Raw genomic sequence first — 15,107 nt, forward strand, 5'->3', positions numbered from 1 at the left:
GCGGGTATGGAGCGACGCGAACCCCCGGCGACGGAAGAGGGCTGGTACGCCCTGCACGACCTCCGGACCGTCGACTGGGACGCCTGGCGCGAGGCCCCCGAACGCGAGCGCGAACGCGCACTGGAGGAGGCGATACAGTATCTCGACGCACACGAGTCGCTCGCCGACGCCGACGCCGGCGGCACGGCCGTCTTCGCTATCATGGGCCACAAGGCCGACCTGATGGTCCTCCACCTGCGGCCCACGACGGCCCACCTCGACCGCGCGGAGCGCGCCTTCGAGGGGACGGCGTTCGCCGAGTTCACCGAGCGGGCGAGTTCCTACGTCTCCGTGACGGAGGTGTCCGGCTACGTCACCGAGGAACTGGCCGAGGGCATCGAGAACATCGAGTCGGAGGGGACGCGCAACTACATGCGACAGCGGCTCCATCCGACGCTACCGGAGGCAGAGCACGTCTGCTTCTATCCGATGGACAAGCGCCGCGGACCGGAGGACAACTGGTACGACCTGCCGTTCGACGAGCGCGCCGACCACATGTCGAGCCACGGCGACATCGGCCGCGACTACGCCGGGAAGGTGACCCAGATAATCACCGGCTCCGTCGGACTCGACGACTTCGAGTGGGGCGTCACCCTGTTCGCGGACGACCCCACCGACATCAAGCATCTGCTGTACGAGATGCGGTTCGACCCATCCACCTCCCGGTTCGCGGAGTTCGGCACGTTCTACTTCGGCCGCCGGTTCGCGCCCGCCGACCTGCCGAAACTGCTGGCCGGCGAGCCGCTCCCGGGCTACGTCGAGCGCGACGGCGATGCGGGCGACGAGAGTGGGACCGACCACCCGCACGCCGAGCGCGACGACGCGGACGACGACGGCGCGGACGACGCGGACGACGACCCCGAGGAGACGGCCGCCGAGTCGTCCGCGGGTCGCCCGCCGCAGGCGCAGGGTGAGGCACCTCACGAGGAGACGACGACCGGTGAACTCGAACAGGACCTCCGGCGGGTCGGCATCGGCGCCGACGAGTACGCCGAGGCCGGCTACGGGCTCGTGGTGTACACGGACGCCGACGCCGAGGACGTGGTCGACGACGTCGACGGCCTGCGGAGCAACTTCGAGCACTACGACACCCACGTCATGACCGCGGTGCGGGCCGACGCGGGCGACACCGCGGTCGTCTCGCTGTGGGCCAACGAGCGGGCGGCGAACACCGCCTCCGGCTTCCTGTTCGACCTGCCGGACGTCACGGGCGGGGTCGGCGCGCCGCTGGCGGACGCCGAAGAGAGCGACGACGAGGACGCGCCCGGCGTCGAGGGCACCGACGAGGACGACGAGGTTCGCGAGGCGCTCGCCGAGATGGACATCTACGCCGGCCAGCCCCACGGCGAGGACGTGTACGCGATGGTGCTCTACTCGGAGGCCGACACCGACGACCTGCGCGAGGAGGTCGACGACCTCTCGGAGGGGTTCGACCGCTACGACACCCACGTCGGCACCTCGCTGTACGAGGGGACCGAGACGGGCCGGCGGGCGGTCGTCTCGCTGTGGGAGACGGCCGACGCCGCCGAGACCGCCGGCGACTACCTCTCGGAGTTGCCGGGCATCGTCGGACGGGCCGGCGAGGGGAGCGGCTTCGGCACGATGGGGATGTTCTACACCGTCAAGCCGGAGCACCGCGACGACTTCCTCGACCGGTTCGAGACGGTCGGCGGGATGCTCGCGGACATGGACGGTCACCACGAGACGGACCTGATGGTCAACGTCGCGGACGACAACGACATGTTCATCGCCAGCCAGTGGGCCGCAAAGGAGGACGCTCTGGAGTTCTTCCGCTCGGACGCCTTCCGCGACACGGTCCAGTGGGGCCGTGACGTGCTCGCGGACCGGCCGCGACACGTGTTCCTGGCGTAGTCACTCCCGGCCGAACGTTTATATCGGAGTCCGCGACCAACCGGCGCGTGACGTGAGAATCGTCCCGCGGCGGCCGAGGCGGGTGTGCGATGCACCGCCGCGGGGAGCCCCGTCGCCTGTTCGCCAGTCGGGCGTAGTCAGTCGGCCAGCAGGCCCGCGTCCCGCAGGTCGTCGCCGTCGACGCTCGTGCGGTAGTCCTCGCCCGCCATCCCGTCGAAGCGGTCGACACCGAAGTTCTCGTCGTACAGCTCCGCGACCCGTCGCTGTTCCGCCTCGGAGAGCGCGGGCGTCTCCGGCGCGGCGGCCCACTCGTCGATGTCGGCCTTCGAGCGGAACGTGGGCGTCACGCTGGCCACCTCGTCGTACGAGAGGAGCCACTGGAGCGCGGACTGGCCCATCGTGCGCTCGCCGTCGCGTTCGAGGAACCGGAGCGTCTCCAGTTTCTCCCACCCGGTCTCGTACCACTCGTCCGGACGGAAGCCGCGGTGGTCGCCCTCGCCGAGTTCGGTGTCGGGCGTCACCTGCTCGTTCAGGAGTCCCGAGGAGTGTGGGACGCGGGGGATGAGCGATGTCTCCGCGCCGGTTTCGCGGACGTGCTCGACGAAGTGGCGGTGGACGTCCTGCTCGAAGACGTTGCCGACGTACTGGACGCCGTCGAACGCCTCGTCGATGGCGAACTCGCCCTCCGCGAGCCAGCCGATGGACGGTCCGAGCGCAATGCCGATGGCGTCCGCAACGCCCTCATCGCGGAGGTCGTCCAGCAGGTCGAGCACCTCGTCGGTCATCTCCGCGACGTTCGGGTTGTGCAACTGGAGATAGTCGACGTGGTCGACGCCCAGGCGGTCGAGCGACCGGTCGACCGCGTCCCGGAGGTAGTCGGGGTGCATCTCCTTCGGGAGTTCGCCGTGGCCGGCCTGCGGGTTGTTGTAGAAGTCGTAGCCGACCTTGGTGCCGACGGTCATCTCCTCGCCGCGTTCCGCGATGACCTCGCCGAGCAGTTCCTCCGAGCGGCCGTGCCCGTACACGTCGCCCGTGTCGAAGTAGGTGATGCCGGCGTCGAGCGCGTACTCGACCATCTCCAGAGCGTCCGACTCGTCGCGGTCGCCCCACCAGTCGGTGCCGACGACCCACGCGCCGAAGCCGACTTCGCTCACCTCGACCCCCGAGTCGCCGAGTTCACGGTAGTGCATACCCGTCCGTTGGGGTGTGGCACACTTAGCCGCCGTGGTTCGTTCGCGCGCGCTCGGAGTCAGCCCGGGGAGTTTTCTCGGCGAGGAACGAACCCCGGTGGGTCACGAGATACCCCGTTACCTTCGGGTAACCGGGTTACGGCGGCGTCCGCGACGGAAACCCTCATCATCCGGGCGGGGGTACGGGAGGCCATGACCAAACGGCACGTCTCCCTGCCCGCCGACGCCGAGGCGGGCCTCGACGCGTTCCTCTCCGAGGTGGACCAGCGGCTGACAGCGGCCGGCCCCGACGCCGAGGAGAGCACCTGCGAGGTGGTCCAGGACGTGCTCGTGGACCTGTACGGCGACCGGGAAGCCTACGAGCGCTGGCAGGCGGGCAAGCAGGTGTCGCCGGCCGAGCGCGTCCGACTCCAGGGGTACGACCCCTGCAACGCGACGCTGGAAGCCGAGTACTACGCCGAGAAGGACGAACAACGGTTCGAGCGGTCGAAGCATCTGCAGTGGCTCTGGCGGCAGTTCGACGCGACGCCGATGGCCGACAACATCGAGTTCGCGCTCCGGTTCCGGCAGATGCTCGCGGGCCACCTGTTCGAGGAGGCCGGCGAGAACCTCCGGCTGTTCAAGGGTATCACGTTCTCGTACGGCCACAACATCTCCGTCGGCGACAACACCGTCGTCCACGACGACGTGCATCTCGACGACCGCGGGAAACTGACCATCGGCGACCGCGTCTCCATCTCCGACGACGCCCACGTGTACAGCCACGACCACGACGTCGTCGACCAGACGGAGGTGCGGAACTTCCACACCATCATCGAGGACGACGCCCGCGTCACCTACGACGCGATGGTCACGGCGGGCGTCCGCGTCGGGGAAAACAGCGTCGTCGGCGCCCGCGCCACCGTCACCGGCGACGTGCCCGACCACCACGTCGTCGTCGGCCAACCGGCCACGAGCGTCCGCGTGAAGCCCGGCTTCGAGGACGAGGCCGCGCCCGTCGAGGACCATCTGGACGACAACGCCGACGCCCGCGAGATACCGTACGACCTGCCCGACGACCTCGACGCCTTCGACGAGTTCGAGCGGCCGGCCGAGCTATCCGAGCCGGTCGAGCCACACGAGCGCCCGTAACACGGGGTTTTCCCGTCTCCGAGCCAACGCCGCGTATGGACAGACGACGGCTCCTCGCGCTGGCGGGCGCGGGAGCGACGACGGCGCTTGCCGGCTGTGCGCCGACGCTCGGCACCGACCCAGAGGCGACCGCCGCGACCGAATCGGCCGGAGGCGGCGCCGTCCGGGCCGAGACCGTCGCCACCGACCTGGAGGTGCCGTGGGGCGTCGACTACCGGGACGGGACGGCGTATCTCACCGAGCGGGGGGCCGCGTCGTCCGCGTCGTCGATGGCGCGGTCGAACCGGTGGCCGACCTCTCCGGCGAGGTGGCGACCGGTGGCGAAGGTGGCCTGCTCGGTCTCGTCTTCCACCCCAACGAGCCGACGGCGTTCACCTACCAGACGTACATCGACGTCGGCTCACGGCAGAACCGCGTCGTCGCCCACGACCTCTCGGACGGGTGGGCGAGCCGGACGGTGTTCGACGGGATTCCCGGCGCGAGCATCCACGACGGCGGCCGCCTGCTCGCGTGGAACGACGCGCTGTACGTCACGTCGGGCGACGCGGGCGACGCCGACAGTGCACAGGACCGCGACGCGCTCTCGGGGAAGGTCCACCGGCTGACGTTCGGCGGCGACCCCCACCCCGACAACCCGTTCGGCACGTCGGTGTTCACGTGGGGCCACCGGAACCCGCAGGGGCTCGCACCCCGCGACGGTCGGCTGTTCTCGACCGAACACGGCCCCGATTCCGACGACGAGATAAACCTCCTGGAGGCGGGCAACAACTACGGCTGGCCCGAACTGCAGGGGACCCGCGGCGGCGAGCGGTACACGCCGGCACTCGATTCGTTCACGCCGACCATCGCGCCCGGCGGTGCGACGTTCTATCCGAACGACGGACCCATCGACGCGTGGCAGGGCGACCTGCTGTTCGGCACGCTCGCCGGCTCGCATCTCCACCGGACGACCATCGAGGGGACGACGGTGACGGGCAACGACCGCCACTTCGAGGGGACGTTCGGCCGCCTGCGGACGACGTTCGTCGGGCCCGACGACCACCTGTATGCGGTGACGAGCAACCGTGACGGGCGGGGGAGTCCCCAGGAAGGCGACGACCGCGTGCTCAGGTTCGCGCCCGCCTGAGTTCGACCCCGAGCGCGACCAGCGCCCCGAGGTCGACCAGCGCGAGCGCGACGCCCGTCAGCCCCATCCACGGCGGGAGGACGAACCCGAGCCAGGAGTCGAGCGTGCCGAGCGTCTCCCCGAGGGGGCCGCCAGCCTGCCCTTCCAGGTTCCGGCCGGATGGGACGTTCTCCGGCTCCTCGGGCAGATACTCGCCGTCGAGGTGGATGCGGTCGGCCTCGTAGACGATGCCCTTCGCACCTAGCTGTTCCTGGGTGTCGAACGACCAGACGACGCTCCCGTTGGGGTTCACCTCGACCACGCGGAACCGGCGGGAGTCGGTGATGAGCGTGTTGCCGTTCGGGAGGCGGTCGGCGTCGCGGGGCCACTGCAGGGACTTCGGGCTGTGCGGCGAGTCCGCCGGCAGGGTCGCGTACCGCCAGACGATTTCGTCGGTCTCGGCGTCTATTTCGACGATGCGGTTGTTCTCGGAGTCCGCTATCAGCATCGTCCCCCGGCGCTCCAGCAGGTTCGGGTTGTGCTGTTCGTTCATCACCGAGTGGTCGCCGGGGGAGCCGTACACCTCGACGATCTCCTTCGCGCGATTCACCTCCAGCACCACGTCGAAGTTACGGACGGACAGCAGGAAGTTGCCGTTCTCCAGCCGGTCGATGTCGTTCAGATGGGTCCAGTCGCTCTCGGGGCCCTTCCTGCGAAACTCCTCCTGCTGGTCGTCGGGCACGTACTCGTTCCAGAACTCGGTGCCCTCCGAGATGTGGTTCTCCGCTTTCCACTCCCAGGTCACCTCCCCCTGCTGGTTCACGGTGAACGCGCGGTGGTTCCCCATGTCTGCGATGGCCGTCTCGCCGCTGGGGAGTCGGTCGGCGTCGTGGACCTCGTGGTGGGTCGGGAACGCGTCGTACCAGTCGTACTCCCAGACGACGTCTTTCGACTCCCAGTCGATTTCGACGACGCGGTTGTGGACACAGACGTCGCGGCCGTCGTGTTCGTCGGGACACTCCGGTCCCGGGACGACGACGGCGACGCTGGCGAGGATGTTGCCGTTCTCGAGATGCTCGGCGTCGAACACCCGGGAGTTCGGCACCTGCCACTTCCAGACCGACTCGCCGTCGGGGCCGACGACCAGCGCGTAGCCGTTGTTGTTGCCGAACCAGCCCTCGGCCTGGAACGTGACGAGCGTGTGGCCGGGGTAGGCGTCGGTCTCGTTTCCGACGGCGGGATCACCGGGGTCCGAGAGCGCCTGCCCGGCCAGCAGGCCCGAGGAGAGGAGGACGACCGCGACGAGCGCGACGACGCGGGGGGACGGCTCCATACCCGGACCTGCGTCCCGGCAGGCAAAGGCGTGACGGTAGCCCACCGCGAGCGGCGGTCAGCGGCCGAACCGACCGTACAGCGCGGTGGCGGTCTTCAGGGTCGCAAGCGGGACCAGCAGGACGAGCGTGAACATCCCGACCCACCCGCCGACGATGCCGAGGGTGCCGCCGGCATCGAGGACGAGCGACCCCAGCGCCAGCGCCGCGGCCACGACGATGGCGAGCGCGACCAGCAGGACGACGGCGCCGACCAGCAGGTCAGCGGCGACGTTGCCGGCGTCCCTGCGGAGGCGGGCGCGCGTCTCCGGGCCGACGACGCGGTCGACGACGCGGCGGACGACGCTCATGCCGGCACCCCGCTCACGGGCCTCCGGCCCGTTCCTCACCGAGGCTCTCGCCTGCCGGTCGAGCCTCGCGCCGCTCCGTGTCGAGGACGTTCAGGTCGCCGTCGAGGTCCAACACGAGTTGCTCGTCCTCGACGGGGATGGTGAGCGTGATGCGCCACTCGTCGTTCGCGTCCGGACCCCCCCGGCGTTCGACGGTGGTGTAGTTGTCCGTCACGCACCACTCCAGAGTCCAGTACGGCACCGTGTTCAGGTCGATGCCGTGGTCGCGATAGAACGACACTATCTCCGCGTCGTCGAGAAGCACCAGTCCGACCGACGAGACGATGCTGTGCTGACACCGCTGGCACTCGTGTTCGACCCGGACGTCCATGTCGAACACCTCGTCGTCGTCGACGTCGTACAGGTGGGTCGACATCCGCCCGGAACACTCCGGGCAGACGCCGTCGGCCGACAGACACGAGAGATGCCGCGCCCGCTGGTTGAACGCGTTCATCAACTCCTCGGGCGTGCGCTCCTCCAGGCCGCCGGGGGGGAACGAGTAGCCGCCGTGGGGCCGGCCACACTCCGTACACCGGATGCGGACCTGCTCGTTCCGGTAGTGGGCCTCCAGGGGCGCGCCGCAGTTGACGCAGTCGCCCGCCACCTCGAACGGTTCTATCTCGGGGTCCTGGTTGATGGTCCCCGACAGCACCGCCTGGATGACCGCCCGGCCCGCCGACCGGAAGTCGTAGCCGTCGTCGGTCTTCGTGACGAACTGACCCGTCAGTTTCGAGAGGTGGTAGTTGAACTGCGCGGAGTCGCGCATCTCCACCTCGCGGCGCAGGTCCGAGAACGCCGCCGGCCGGTCCATCCGCCACAGCGCCTCCAGAATCGAGAGGCGCGTCTCGTTGCCGACGACGGAGAACGCCTCCGCGGGGGAGAGACACTCCTCGCACGCGAGGATGCTGTCCGCGTCGGACGCCGGTGAGTCGCTCATACCCCGTGTTGGACGCCCGAACGGCTAAAGTCTTGGCTGGAACTGGTTTCTGTTCGTTCGTTGAACGGTCGAAAGCGTTACCACAGGTCATGAGAAATCATGATATATGGAGCAGGGCACCGACCGCGAGTGTGCCGCGGTCCGCCGCGAGTGGCGAGCCCTGGAGCGGGAACGACGCCTGACGACGCGACTGCTCGCGGGGGTGGCGCTCGTGTTCGGCGGCGTCGTCGCCGCGCTCGTGTTCGCGGGGTTGCCGCTGGAGGCGTGCGTGTACACCTACGGACTCCGTGCCGATAGCTGTTCGACGACGGCGGTGTCCGCGGCCGGACGGGTGGCGCTCGCGGCCGTCGCGGCCGCCGCACTGGTCGGGGGCGCGTGGCTCGCCGCCGGGAGCGCCCGGCGGCTCAGAGCGGGCCGGCATCCGCGGTGAGTCAGCCGCGGAACCGCGTCACTGGGTCGAGTTCCGCCGGGTCGGGGTCCGCGAACACGTCGCGTGCGACCGTCCGGCGGTGGACCTCGTCGGCGCCGTCGACGATGCGGAACGCCCGGACCGACTCGTAGAAGTCCGCGAGCGGCAGGTCCTTGCCGACGCCGTTGCCGCCACACAGCTGGAGCGCCGCGTCGACGGCGTCCTGCGTGACGTTCGCGGTGAACAGCTTGCTCATCGACACCTCGACGCGCGCCTCCTCGCCGGCCGTGATGCGGTCAGCCGTCGTCCGCACCAGCGAGCGGGCGGCGGTCAGCCGCGTCGCCGCCTCCGCGAGGTCGTTGCGCGGGCCCTGCTTCTCGGCGAGTGTCTCGCCGAACGCCTCCCGCTCGGAGAGATACGCCACGGCCACGTCGATGGCGCGGGTGGCCATCCCCGAGAACCGCATGCAGTGGGTGAGACGGGCGGGACCGAGCCGCTCCTGGACGTGGCGGAACCCCTCGCCCTCCTCGCCGAGCAGATGCTCCTCGGGGACGCGCACGCCGTCGTACGTGATTTCGGCGTGGCCCGTGCCGGTCATCTCGCTCCCGAGGTGGGGGACGTCCCGGACCACCTCGACGCCCGGCGCGTCCGCGGGCACGATGAACACCGAACAGCCTTCGTAGGGGTGGGCGTCGGGGTCCGTCCGCGCGAACACGAACAGGACGTCGGCCTCCAGCCCCTGCGTAGTCCACCACTTGTGACCGTCGATGACCCATTCGTCGCCGTCCTTCTCGGCCGTAGTCTTGATCATCTTCGGGTCCGAGCCCGCGCCCTGCATCGGTTCGGTCATCGAGAACCCCGACCGTATCTCGCCGGCGACGAGCGGCTTCAGGTACTGCTGTTTCTGCAACTCCGTGCCGTGGAGTTCCAGCAGGTGCATGTTCCCCTCGTCTGGCGCGTCGACGCGCATGGCGACCGGCCCCAGGAGGGAGCGACCCGCCTCCTCGAACGCCGGCAACACGTCCCGGAACTCATAGCCCATCCCGCCCCACTCCTCGGGTATCTGCGGGCAGTAGACGTCGTACTCGCGGGCCGCTGCCCGAAGTTCCTTCACGGTTCCCCGGGAGACGGCGGTGTCGCCGCGCAGTTCCCGCTCCGTCGGGAGAACCACGTCCTCCATGAGTGCTCGCGCTCGCGCCGCCAGTTCCTCGGCCGCCTCGGAGTCGTCGAACGAGACCATACGCCGAGTCGAACGCCGGCACGAAAAGAGCCACACCCCGAATGTCAGCCGGTGGGAATCGGCGGCAGACTGGACGAGCGGTTCCACCGCGGCGAGGCCCCCGGCCGAGCCTGCGGGCTTTTTTGATCCAGATTTTTTGCGCGAGCGGTGCGCGAAGCGCACCCGAAGCCCAAAAAGGTGGAACGGCAAATTTATACCTCGCACGGGGCGAACTTCACCTAATTACTCAATGACTGCAAACCACCGACAACCGGAGGTGAACATCGGGCTGGTCGGCCACGTCGACCACGGGAAGACGACGCTCGTGGAGGCGCTGTCGGGCGAGTGGACCGACCAGCACTCCGAGGAGATGAAGCGCGGCATCTCCATCCGCCTCGGCTACGCCGATGCGACCTTCCGGAAGATTCCGGGCGTAGACGCGCCCGACTGCTACACCGTCGACGAGACGGTGGACGGCCAGGAGACCGACGTGCTCCGGACCGTCTCGTTCGTCGACGCGCCGGGCCACGAGACGCTGATGGCGACGATGCTGTCCGGCGCCGCAATCATGGACGGCGCGGTGCTCGTCGTCAGCGCCAACGAGGACGTCCCACAGGCTCAGACCGAGGAGCACCTGATGGCGCTGGACATCATCGGCATCGACAACATCGTCATCGCGCAGAACAAGATAGACCTCGTCGACGCCGACCAGGCGCGGGCCAACTACGAGCAGATACAGGAGTTCGTCGAGGGCACCGTCGCGGAGGACGCGCCTATCGTTCCCATCTCCGCGGGGCAGGGCATCAACATCGACGTGCTCATCGACGCCATCGAGGCGGAGATTCCGACGCCCGAGCGCGACCCCGACGCGGACCCGCGGATGCAGGTCGCCCGCTCGTTCGACATCAACCGCCCGGGCACGACGTTCGACAAACTGACGGGTGGCGTCATCGGCGGCTCCCTGACGGCGGGCCAGTTGCACGTCGACGACGACATCGAGGTCCTGCCGGGCCGTGACGTCGACGGCGGCTACGAACCGGTCGAGACGACCGTGCGGTCGCTCCAGGCCGGCGGCGAGATGGTCGACGAGGTGTCGCCCGGTGGGCTCATCGGCGTCGGCACCGGGCTCGACCCGTCGCTGACGAAGGGCGACGCGCTGGCGGGACAGGTCGCCGGACCCCCGGGGACGCTCCCGCCGGTGCGGAACGCCTTCGAGATGGACGTCGACCTGCTCGACCGCGTCGTCGGCGACGTCGACGACGAGGTAGAGGACATCAACACCGGCGAACCGCTGATGCTGACGGTGGGGACGGCCACCACCGTCGGCTCCGTCACCTCCGCGCGCGGCGACGAGTGCGAGGTGCAGTTGAAGCGCCCGGTCTGTGCGGAGGCGGGCGCGAAGATAGCCATCAACCGGCGCGTCGGGGCCCGCTGGCGGCTCATCGGCGTCGGCACGCTGAAGTAGATGCGCGTCGCGGTTGACACGAACGCACTGATGATGCCGGTCGAGAGCGGCGTTCGGCTGTTCGAGGAACTCGACCGCCTCCTCGACGACTACGAGGCGGTCGTGCCCGAGAGCGTCGTGGCCGAACTCGACCGGCTCTCCGAGGGCAACGGCGAGGAGGCGACGGCCGCCTCCGTGGGCCGTGACCTCGTCGAGCGGTGTACCGTCGTGTCGACCGACGCCGACTTCGCCGACGACGCCATCGTCGAACTGGCGGCGGACTGCGACTACGTGGTGACGAACGACCGGCCGCTCAGACGCCGTCTCCGGAAGCGAGACGTTTCCACAATCTGTTTACGCGGCCGGTCGAAACTCGCGGTAACGAACTAACGCATGTACAAACGGGTCAGACTCAAGGACACGGTCGAGGTGCCACCCGAGCACCTCGCGGACGTATCGCCGGAGCTGGTGAAACGGCTCCTCCAGGACAAACTCGAGGGCCGGATGGACGAGGAGGTCGGCTCCGTCGTCACCGTCACGGACGTGCACGACATCGGCGAGGGCGCGGTCGTCCCCAACCGGCCGGGCGTCTACTACAACGCCGAGTTCGACGCTATCACGTTCGACCCCCAGATGCAGGAGGTCGTCGACGGCGAGGTCGTCGAGGTGGTCAACTTCGGCGCGTTCGTGGGCATCGGCCCCGTGGACGGACTGCTCCACGTCTCCCAGATATCCGACGAGTACCTCGCGTTCGACGAGGAGAACCAGCAACTCGCCTCGCGGGACTCCAACCGCGTGCTGACGGTCGGGGACGCCGTCCGCGCGCGCATCGTCACCAAGAGCATCGACGAGCGGAACCCCCGCGACTCGAAGATCGGTCTGACGGCGAAGCAGGTGGGGCTCGGCAAGCACGGCTGGCTCGAAGAGGAGCGGCAGAAACGCGCCGCGTCGGGTGATTAGATGGCGGACCGACTCGTCTGTCGCGACTGCCACCGCGTGCTCGACGTCGAGGAGGGCGAGCAGTGCCCCGTCTGCGGGTCGAACTCGCTGACCGAGGACTGGGCCGGCTACGTCGTCATCGCCCACCCCGAGCGGTCCGAAATCGCCGCCGAGATGGAGATAGACGAACCCGGCAAGTACGCGCTGAAGGTCCGGTAGATGGCCGTCGTCCTGGAGTTGCCCCGGGCGCTCCGCGCGGAGCTGAAGGAGCCGCTCGGCCCCGTCTACACCGACGCCGACGCACTTCTGGCGGAGGCGGGCGAGCCCGTCGTCTGTGTCGGTGACGTCGTCACGTACCACCTGCTGGAGGCGGGTCGTCACCCGGACGTGGCGCTCGTCGACGGGAAGACGAAACGCGAGCAGGTCGACCAGCGCGTCCGCGACGCTATCGAGGGGTTCGACCGCCGCGTGCAGGTGGAGAACCCCGCGGGCGCGCTCACCGCGGAACTACTGGAGACGCTCGCGGCCGCTATCGGCGCCGAGAGCGCGACGCTCGTCGAGGTAGTCGGCGAGGAGGACCTCGCGGCGCTCCCGGCGGTGCTCGCCGCGCCCGACGGCGCGAGCGTCGTCTACGGCCAGCCGGACGAGGGGATGGTGCTGGCGACCGTCGACGACGACGCGCGGCGTGCGGTCCGCGAACTGCTCGACGCGTTCGACGGCGACCACGGGGCGGCGTACGCGGCGCTGGGCGTCGAAGCCTGATACATCACCGTCGACCGGGACCCAGTCATCTCCGGCAGTTTATTTCGTTTCATTCCAGTGGTCGAAATAACTTAGTAGAGCGGGTCGTCACCACGTCCCATGCCGGACGATACCGACCCCGACGGCTCGCGGCTCTCGCGGCGCGGGATGCTTCAGGTAGCGGTGGCGACCACGGCGAGCCTCTCGACGGCGGGGCTGGCGAGCGCCGCCGACGACGACCCGACGGGGCCGCTGGACGAACCGCTTCCCGGACCGACCATCGCACCGATGGGGTTCGACTGCGACCCGGAGACCCACGCGTCCTACACCGAGGTGTCGCGGGAGCCGACCCACGACTTCGGCGAGGAGACGGTGGTCGAACTCCCGAGTGCCCGCGACGGCGAGAAGATACTGCTGGGCTACATCAGGCCGGAGCCGCTGGACGACGACCAGACGGACGGCGACTACCCGGTCATCCTGCGGGCGACGCCGTACGTCAGCGACCTGCGAAAGGCCGACTCGCTACGCGACTGCACGCGCATCGAGCGGCTGACGGAGAACTTCGTCCAGCAGGGGTACGCCGTGGCCGTCGTCTCCGTCCGCGGGACGGGCGGCTCGGGCGGCTGTATGGAGCTGTTCGGCGCCAACGAGCAGGCCGACGTCGACCAGGCGGTGACGTATCTCGGCGAACAGCCGTGGTCGAACGGCAACGTCGGCATCGTCGGCCGGTCGTACGACGGCAGCACGCCGTGGATGCCTGCCCGGGCGGGTAACCCCCACCTGAAGACGATGGTGCCGTTCTCGGGGGTGACCGACATCTTCGAGTTGATGTACAAGCGGGGTGCGCCCGAGTCGCGCGGCTACGCGGTGTTGCCCGCGCTCTACTACGTCATCTCGCTGGCCGAACACTCACCCGGGTCGGGCACCGGCCTCGAGACGTACCTCTCGCGGGCGGCCTGTCCGGACAACTACGCGCAAGGCACCGCGTGGTCGCTGTACTCGGGCGCGTCTGGCAACCGCGACCCCTCGGGCTACTGGACCGAGCGGGTGCTCAAGCCGGGCGTGGCCCGCAACTACGAGGGGAGCATCCTGCTCGTCCACGGCCTCCAGGACTGGAACGTCGACCCCTCGCAGGTGTACCCGTGGGTGAACGACCTGCAGGAGGCCGGCATCAAGACCCACGTCTACTTCGGCCAGTTCGGGCACCGCTACCCCGACGACGGCCGCGAGAAAGGGGAGGCGAACTACAACGAGCAGTGGGCCGACTACCTGCTGGCGTGGTTCGAGAGCGAACTGAACGGCGAGGAGTACGTCGGCGAGTTCCCCGAGCACGACGGCATCGACCCCGAGACGGCGTACGACCCCGTGCCCGAGGTGTACGCCCAGCGCTCGGACGGCGACTGGTACACTGCCGAGTCGTGGCCGCCCGAAGCCGCCGAACCGCGGACGCTGTATCTCGGGTCGGACGGCGACGTGCGCCCCTCGCCGGACCCGCAGACGGGAACCGGCACCGTCTACACCGACGGCACCACCTCGCCGGCACCGGGCGCCCGCGGCTGTGTCACCGTCGAGACGGAGCCGTTCGACGCCGAGTTCCGCCTCGCTGGCGTCCCGACCGTCGAGGTGACGGCGACACCGACGAGTTCCGCGCCCCACCTCACGACGCACCTGTTCTCGGTGGCGCCCGACGGGACGGCCGAGCGTCTCGGCTGGGGGCAGGTCGACCTCCGGTTCGCCAAAGACCGGCCCCGGGGGGAGCCGGTCGTACCCGGCGAGGCCATCGACGTGCGCATCCCCATCGAACCGCTCGACGCCGTCGTCCCCGCGGGCCACCGGCTTGCGGTCGTGCTCAACCAGGGCACCGTCTCCGGGCGCGTCGAGTCCCCCACGCCGACGCCGATACAGGTACAGACGGGCGGCGACGCCGCCCTCACCGTCGAGGCGTGGGGCGACGACCTGCCGGGCGCGTCGTTCGCCGTCGCCGGGAGCCGAACCAGCGACGCCTCGGCGTTCACCGGCGGGCAGACCACCACCCAGCGGGTGACCGTCAGGGCGACCGACCCCGTCGCAGTCCGGGACACCGTGCCCGCCGACTGGAACGTCCTCACGGCGTACAGCGACGACGTGGCCCGCGTCGAGACGGATGCCGACGCGGGCGTCACGCGGGTCGTGTTCGCCGACGACGCCGACGGCGAGACGACGTTCGAGTATCTCGCCGAAGCGCCGGAAGGCGCCGACGCGAGCGGTCTCTACACGCTCGGGCCGGTCGAGGCGGAGGTCGACGGCGAGTGGGAGACGGTCGCCGGGACGACCAGCGACGTCGTGGTCGCCGGCCCGCGGGCCTGAGCGGCCGTCTCCCGG

The 15,107-nt window shown here is 69.5% G+C and carries 15 protein-coding genes; 10 read left to right on the forward strand and 5 right to left on the reverse strand.

What is annotated here, in order from left to right; genetic code table 11:
* The first annotated feature begins 6 nt into the window (after positions 1–6).
* On the forward strand, positions 7–1,911 hold the full coding sequence (locus NL112_RS01940; RefSeq protein WP_255150944.1) for a heme-binding protein: 1,905 nt from the start codon (positions 7–9) through the stop codon (positions 1,909–1,911).
* A 137-nt stretch (positions 1,912–2,048) separates the two neighbouring features.
* Here the strand turns inward: NL112_RS01940 and NL112_RS01945 are convergent, their stop codons facing one another.
* Positions 2,049–3,101 (reverse strand): aldo/keto reductase, encoded by a 1,053-nt coding sequence (locus tag NL112_RS01945; RefSeq protein WP_255150945.1) that lies wholly within the window; start codon positions 3,099–3,101, stop codon positions 2,049–2,051.
* Positions 3,102–3,293: 192 nt separating this feature from the next.
* On the opposite strand from NL112_RS01945, the gene NL112_RS01950 reads away from it, so the two are divergent.
* The gene (locus NL112_RS01950) at positions 3,294–4,232 is read left to right on the forward strand and encodes an acyltransferase (RefSeq protein ID WP_255150946.1); all 939 of its coding nucleotides are present in this window, start codon (positions 3,294–3,296) and stop codon (positions 4,230–4,232) included.
* A gap of 199 nt (positions 4,233–4,431) precedes the next feature.
* Complete coding sequence (locus NL112_RS01955; RefSeq protein ID WP_255150947.1) at positions 4,432–5,358, forward strand: PQQ-dependent sugar dehydrogenase; 927 nt, start codon at positions 4,432–4,434, stop codon at positions 5,356–5,358.
* On the opposite strand, the gene NL112_RS01960 is transcribed toward NL112_RS01955, so the two are convergent.
* The 3 genes from NL112_RS01960 to NL112_RS01970 are packed head-to-tail and all read right to left on the reverse strand — an operon-like array spanning position 5,339 to position 7,994.
* Entirely contained in the window at positions 5,339–6,670 is a 1,332-nt protein-coding gene (locus NL112_RS01960; protein WP_255150948.1) for an aryl-sulfate sulfotransferase, read from the reverse strand. The genes NL112_RS01955 and NL112_RS01960 overlap by 20 nt on opposite strands.
* A 57-nt stretch (positions 6,671–6,727) precedes the next feature.
* The gene (locus tag NL112_RS01965; RefSeq protein ID WP_255150949.1) at positions 6,728–7,018 is read right to left on the reverse strand and encodes a hypothetical protein; all 291 of its coding nucleotides are present in this window, start codon (positions 7,016–7,018) and stop codon (positions 6,728–6,730) included.
* A gap of 13 nt (positions 7,019–7,031) precedes the next feature.
* On the reverse strand, positions 7,032–7,994 hold the full coding sequence (locus tag NL112_RS01970; protein WP_255150950.1) for a winged helix-turn-helix domain-containing protein: 963 nt from the start codon (positions 7,992–7,994) through the stop codon (positions 7,032–7,034).
* Between the two features lie 106 nt (positions 7,995–8,100).
* Here NL112_RS01970 and NL112_RS01975 point away from each other — a divergent pair, with 106 nt between their 5' ends.
* Positions 8,101–8,424, forward strand: a complete 324-nt coding sequence (locus NL112_RS01975) for a hypothetical protein (protein ID WP_255150951.1) — start codon at positions 8,101–8,103, stop codon at positions 8,422–8,424.
* Between the two features lies 1 nt (position 8,425).
* Here NL112_RS01975 and NL112_RS01980 read toward each other — a convergent pair whose 3' ends face one another.
* Positions 8,426–9,643 (reverse strand): acyl-CoA dehydrogenase family protein, encoded by a 1,218-nt coding sequence (locus NL112_RS01980; protein WP_255150952.1) that lies wholly within the window; start codon positions 9,641–9,643, stop codon positions 8,426–8,428.
* Positions 9,644–9,872: 229 nt separating this feature from the next.
* On the opposite strand from NL112_RS01980, the gene NL112_RS01985 reads away from it, so the two are divergent.
* The 6 genes from NL112_RS01985 to NL112_RS02010 all read left to right on the forward strand — a co-directional run bounded on the left by NL112_RS01985 (position 9,873) and on the right by NL112_RS02010 (position 15,092).
* Positions 9,873–11,087: a translation initiation factor IF-2 subunit gamma gene (locus NL112_RS01985; protein WP_255150953.1), complete on the forward strand. Its 1,215-nt coding sequence runs from the start codon at positions 9,873–9,875 to the stop codon at positions 11,085–11,087.
* Positions 11,088–11,456 carry a type II toxin-antitoxin system VapC family toxin gene (locus NL112_RS01990; protein ID WP_255150954.1) on the forward strand — a complete coding sequence of 123 codons (369 nt, stop codon included), beginning with the start codon at positions 11,088–11,090 and terminating at the stop codon, positions 11,454–11,456.
* Between the two features lie 3 nt (positions 11,457–11,459).
* Complete coding sequence (locus NL112_RS01995) at positions 11,460–12,026, forward strand: DNA-directed RNA polymerase (protein ID WP_255150955.1); 567 nt, start codon at positions 11,460–11,462, stop codon at positions 12,024–12,026.
* Positions 12,027–12,224 carry a transcription elongation factor subunit Spt4 gene (spt4, locus tag NL112_RS02000; protein ID WP_255150956.1) on the forward strand — a complete coding sequence of 66 codons (198 nt, stop codon included), beginning with the start codon at positions 12,027–12,029 and terminating at the stop codon, positions 12,222–12,224.
* Positions 12,225–12,767, forward strand: coding sequence for a GTP-dependent dephospho-CoA kinase family protein (locus NL112_RS02005; protein ID WP_255150957.1), 543 nt, complete (start codon positions 12,225–12,227; stop codon positions 12,765–12,767).
* Between the two features lie 99 nt (positions 12,768–12,866).
* Complete coding sequence (locus NL112_RS02010; RefSeq protein ID WP_255150958.1) at positions 12,867–15,092, forward strand: CocE/NonD family hydrolase; 2,226 nt, start codon at positions 12,867–12,869, stop codon at positions 15,090–15,092.
* Positions 15,093–15,107: the final 15 nt, after the last annotated feature.

The organism is Halorarius halobius (assembly GCF_024298865.1).
GTDB classification, from domain to species: Archaea; Halobacteriota; Halobacteria; order Halobacteriales; family Haloarculaceae; genus Halorarius; species Halorarius halobius.

Coding starts and splice junctions, on each gene's coding strand:
- NL112_RS01940 (WP_255150944.1), top strand. CDS start 7: ATGGAGCGACGCGAACCCCCGGCGACGGAAGAGGGCTGGTACGCCCTG.
- NL112_RS01945 (WP_255150945.1), bottom strand. CDS start 3,101: ATGCACTACCGTGAACTCGGCGACTCGGGGGTCGAGGTGAGCGAAGTC.
- NL112_RS01950 (WP_255150946.1), top strand. CDS start 3,294: ATGACCAAACGGCACGTCTCCCTGCCCGCCGACGCCGAGGCGGGCCTC.
- NL112_RS01960 (WP_255150948.1), bottom strand. CDS start 6,670: ATGGAGCCGTCCCCCCGCGTCGTCGCGCTCGTCGCGGTCGTCCTCCTC.
- NL112_RS01965 (WP_255150949.1), bottom strand. CDS start 7,018: ATGAGCGTCGTCCGCCGCGTCGTCGACCGCGTCGTCGGCCCGGAGACG.
- NL112_RS01970 (WP_255150950.1), bottom strand. CDS start 7,994: ATGAGCGACTCACCGGCGTCCGACGCGGACAGCATCCTCGCGTGCGAG.
- NL112_RS01975 (WP_255150951.1), top strand. CDS start 8,101: ATGGAGCAGGGCACCGACCGCGAGTGTGCCGCGGTCCGCCGCGAGTGG.
- NL112_RS01980 (WP_255150952.1), bottom strand. CDS start 9,643: ATGGTCTCGTTCGACGACTCCGAGGCGGCCGAGGAACTGGCGGCGCGA.
- NL112_RS01985 (WP_255150953.1), top strand. CDS start 9,873: ATGACTGCAAACCACCGACAACCGGAGGTGAACATCGGGCTGGTCGGC.
- NL112_RS01990 (WP_255150954.1), top strand. CDS start 11,088: ATGCGCGTCGCGGTTGACACGAACGCACTGATGATGCCGGTCGAGAGC.
- NL112_RS01995 (WP_255150955.1), top strand. CDS start 11,460: ATGTACAAACGGGTCAGACTCAAGGACACGGTCGAGGTGCCACCCGAG.
- spt4 (WP_255150956.1), top strand. CDS start 12,027: ATGGCGGACCGACTCGTCTGTCGCGACTGCCACCGCGTGCTCGACGTC.
- NL112_RS02005 (WP_255150957.1), top strand. CDS start 12,225: ATGGCCGTCGTCCTGGAGTTGCCCCGGGCGCTCCGCGCGGAGCTGAAG.
- NL112_RS02010 (WP_255150958.1), top strand. CDS start 12,867: ATGCCGGACGATACCGACCCCGACGGCTCGCGGCTCTCGCGGCGCGGG.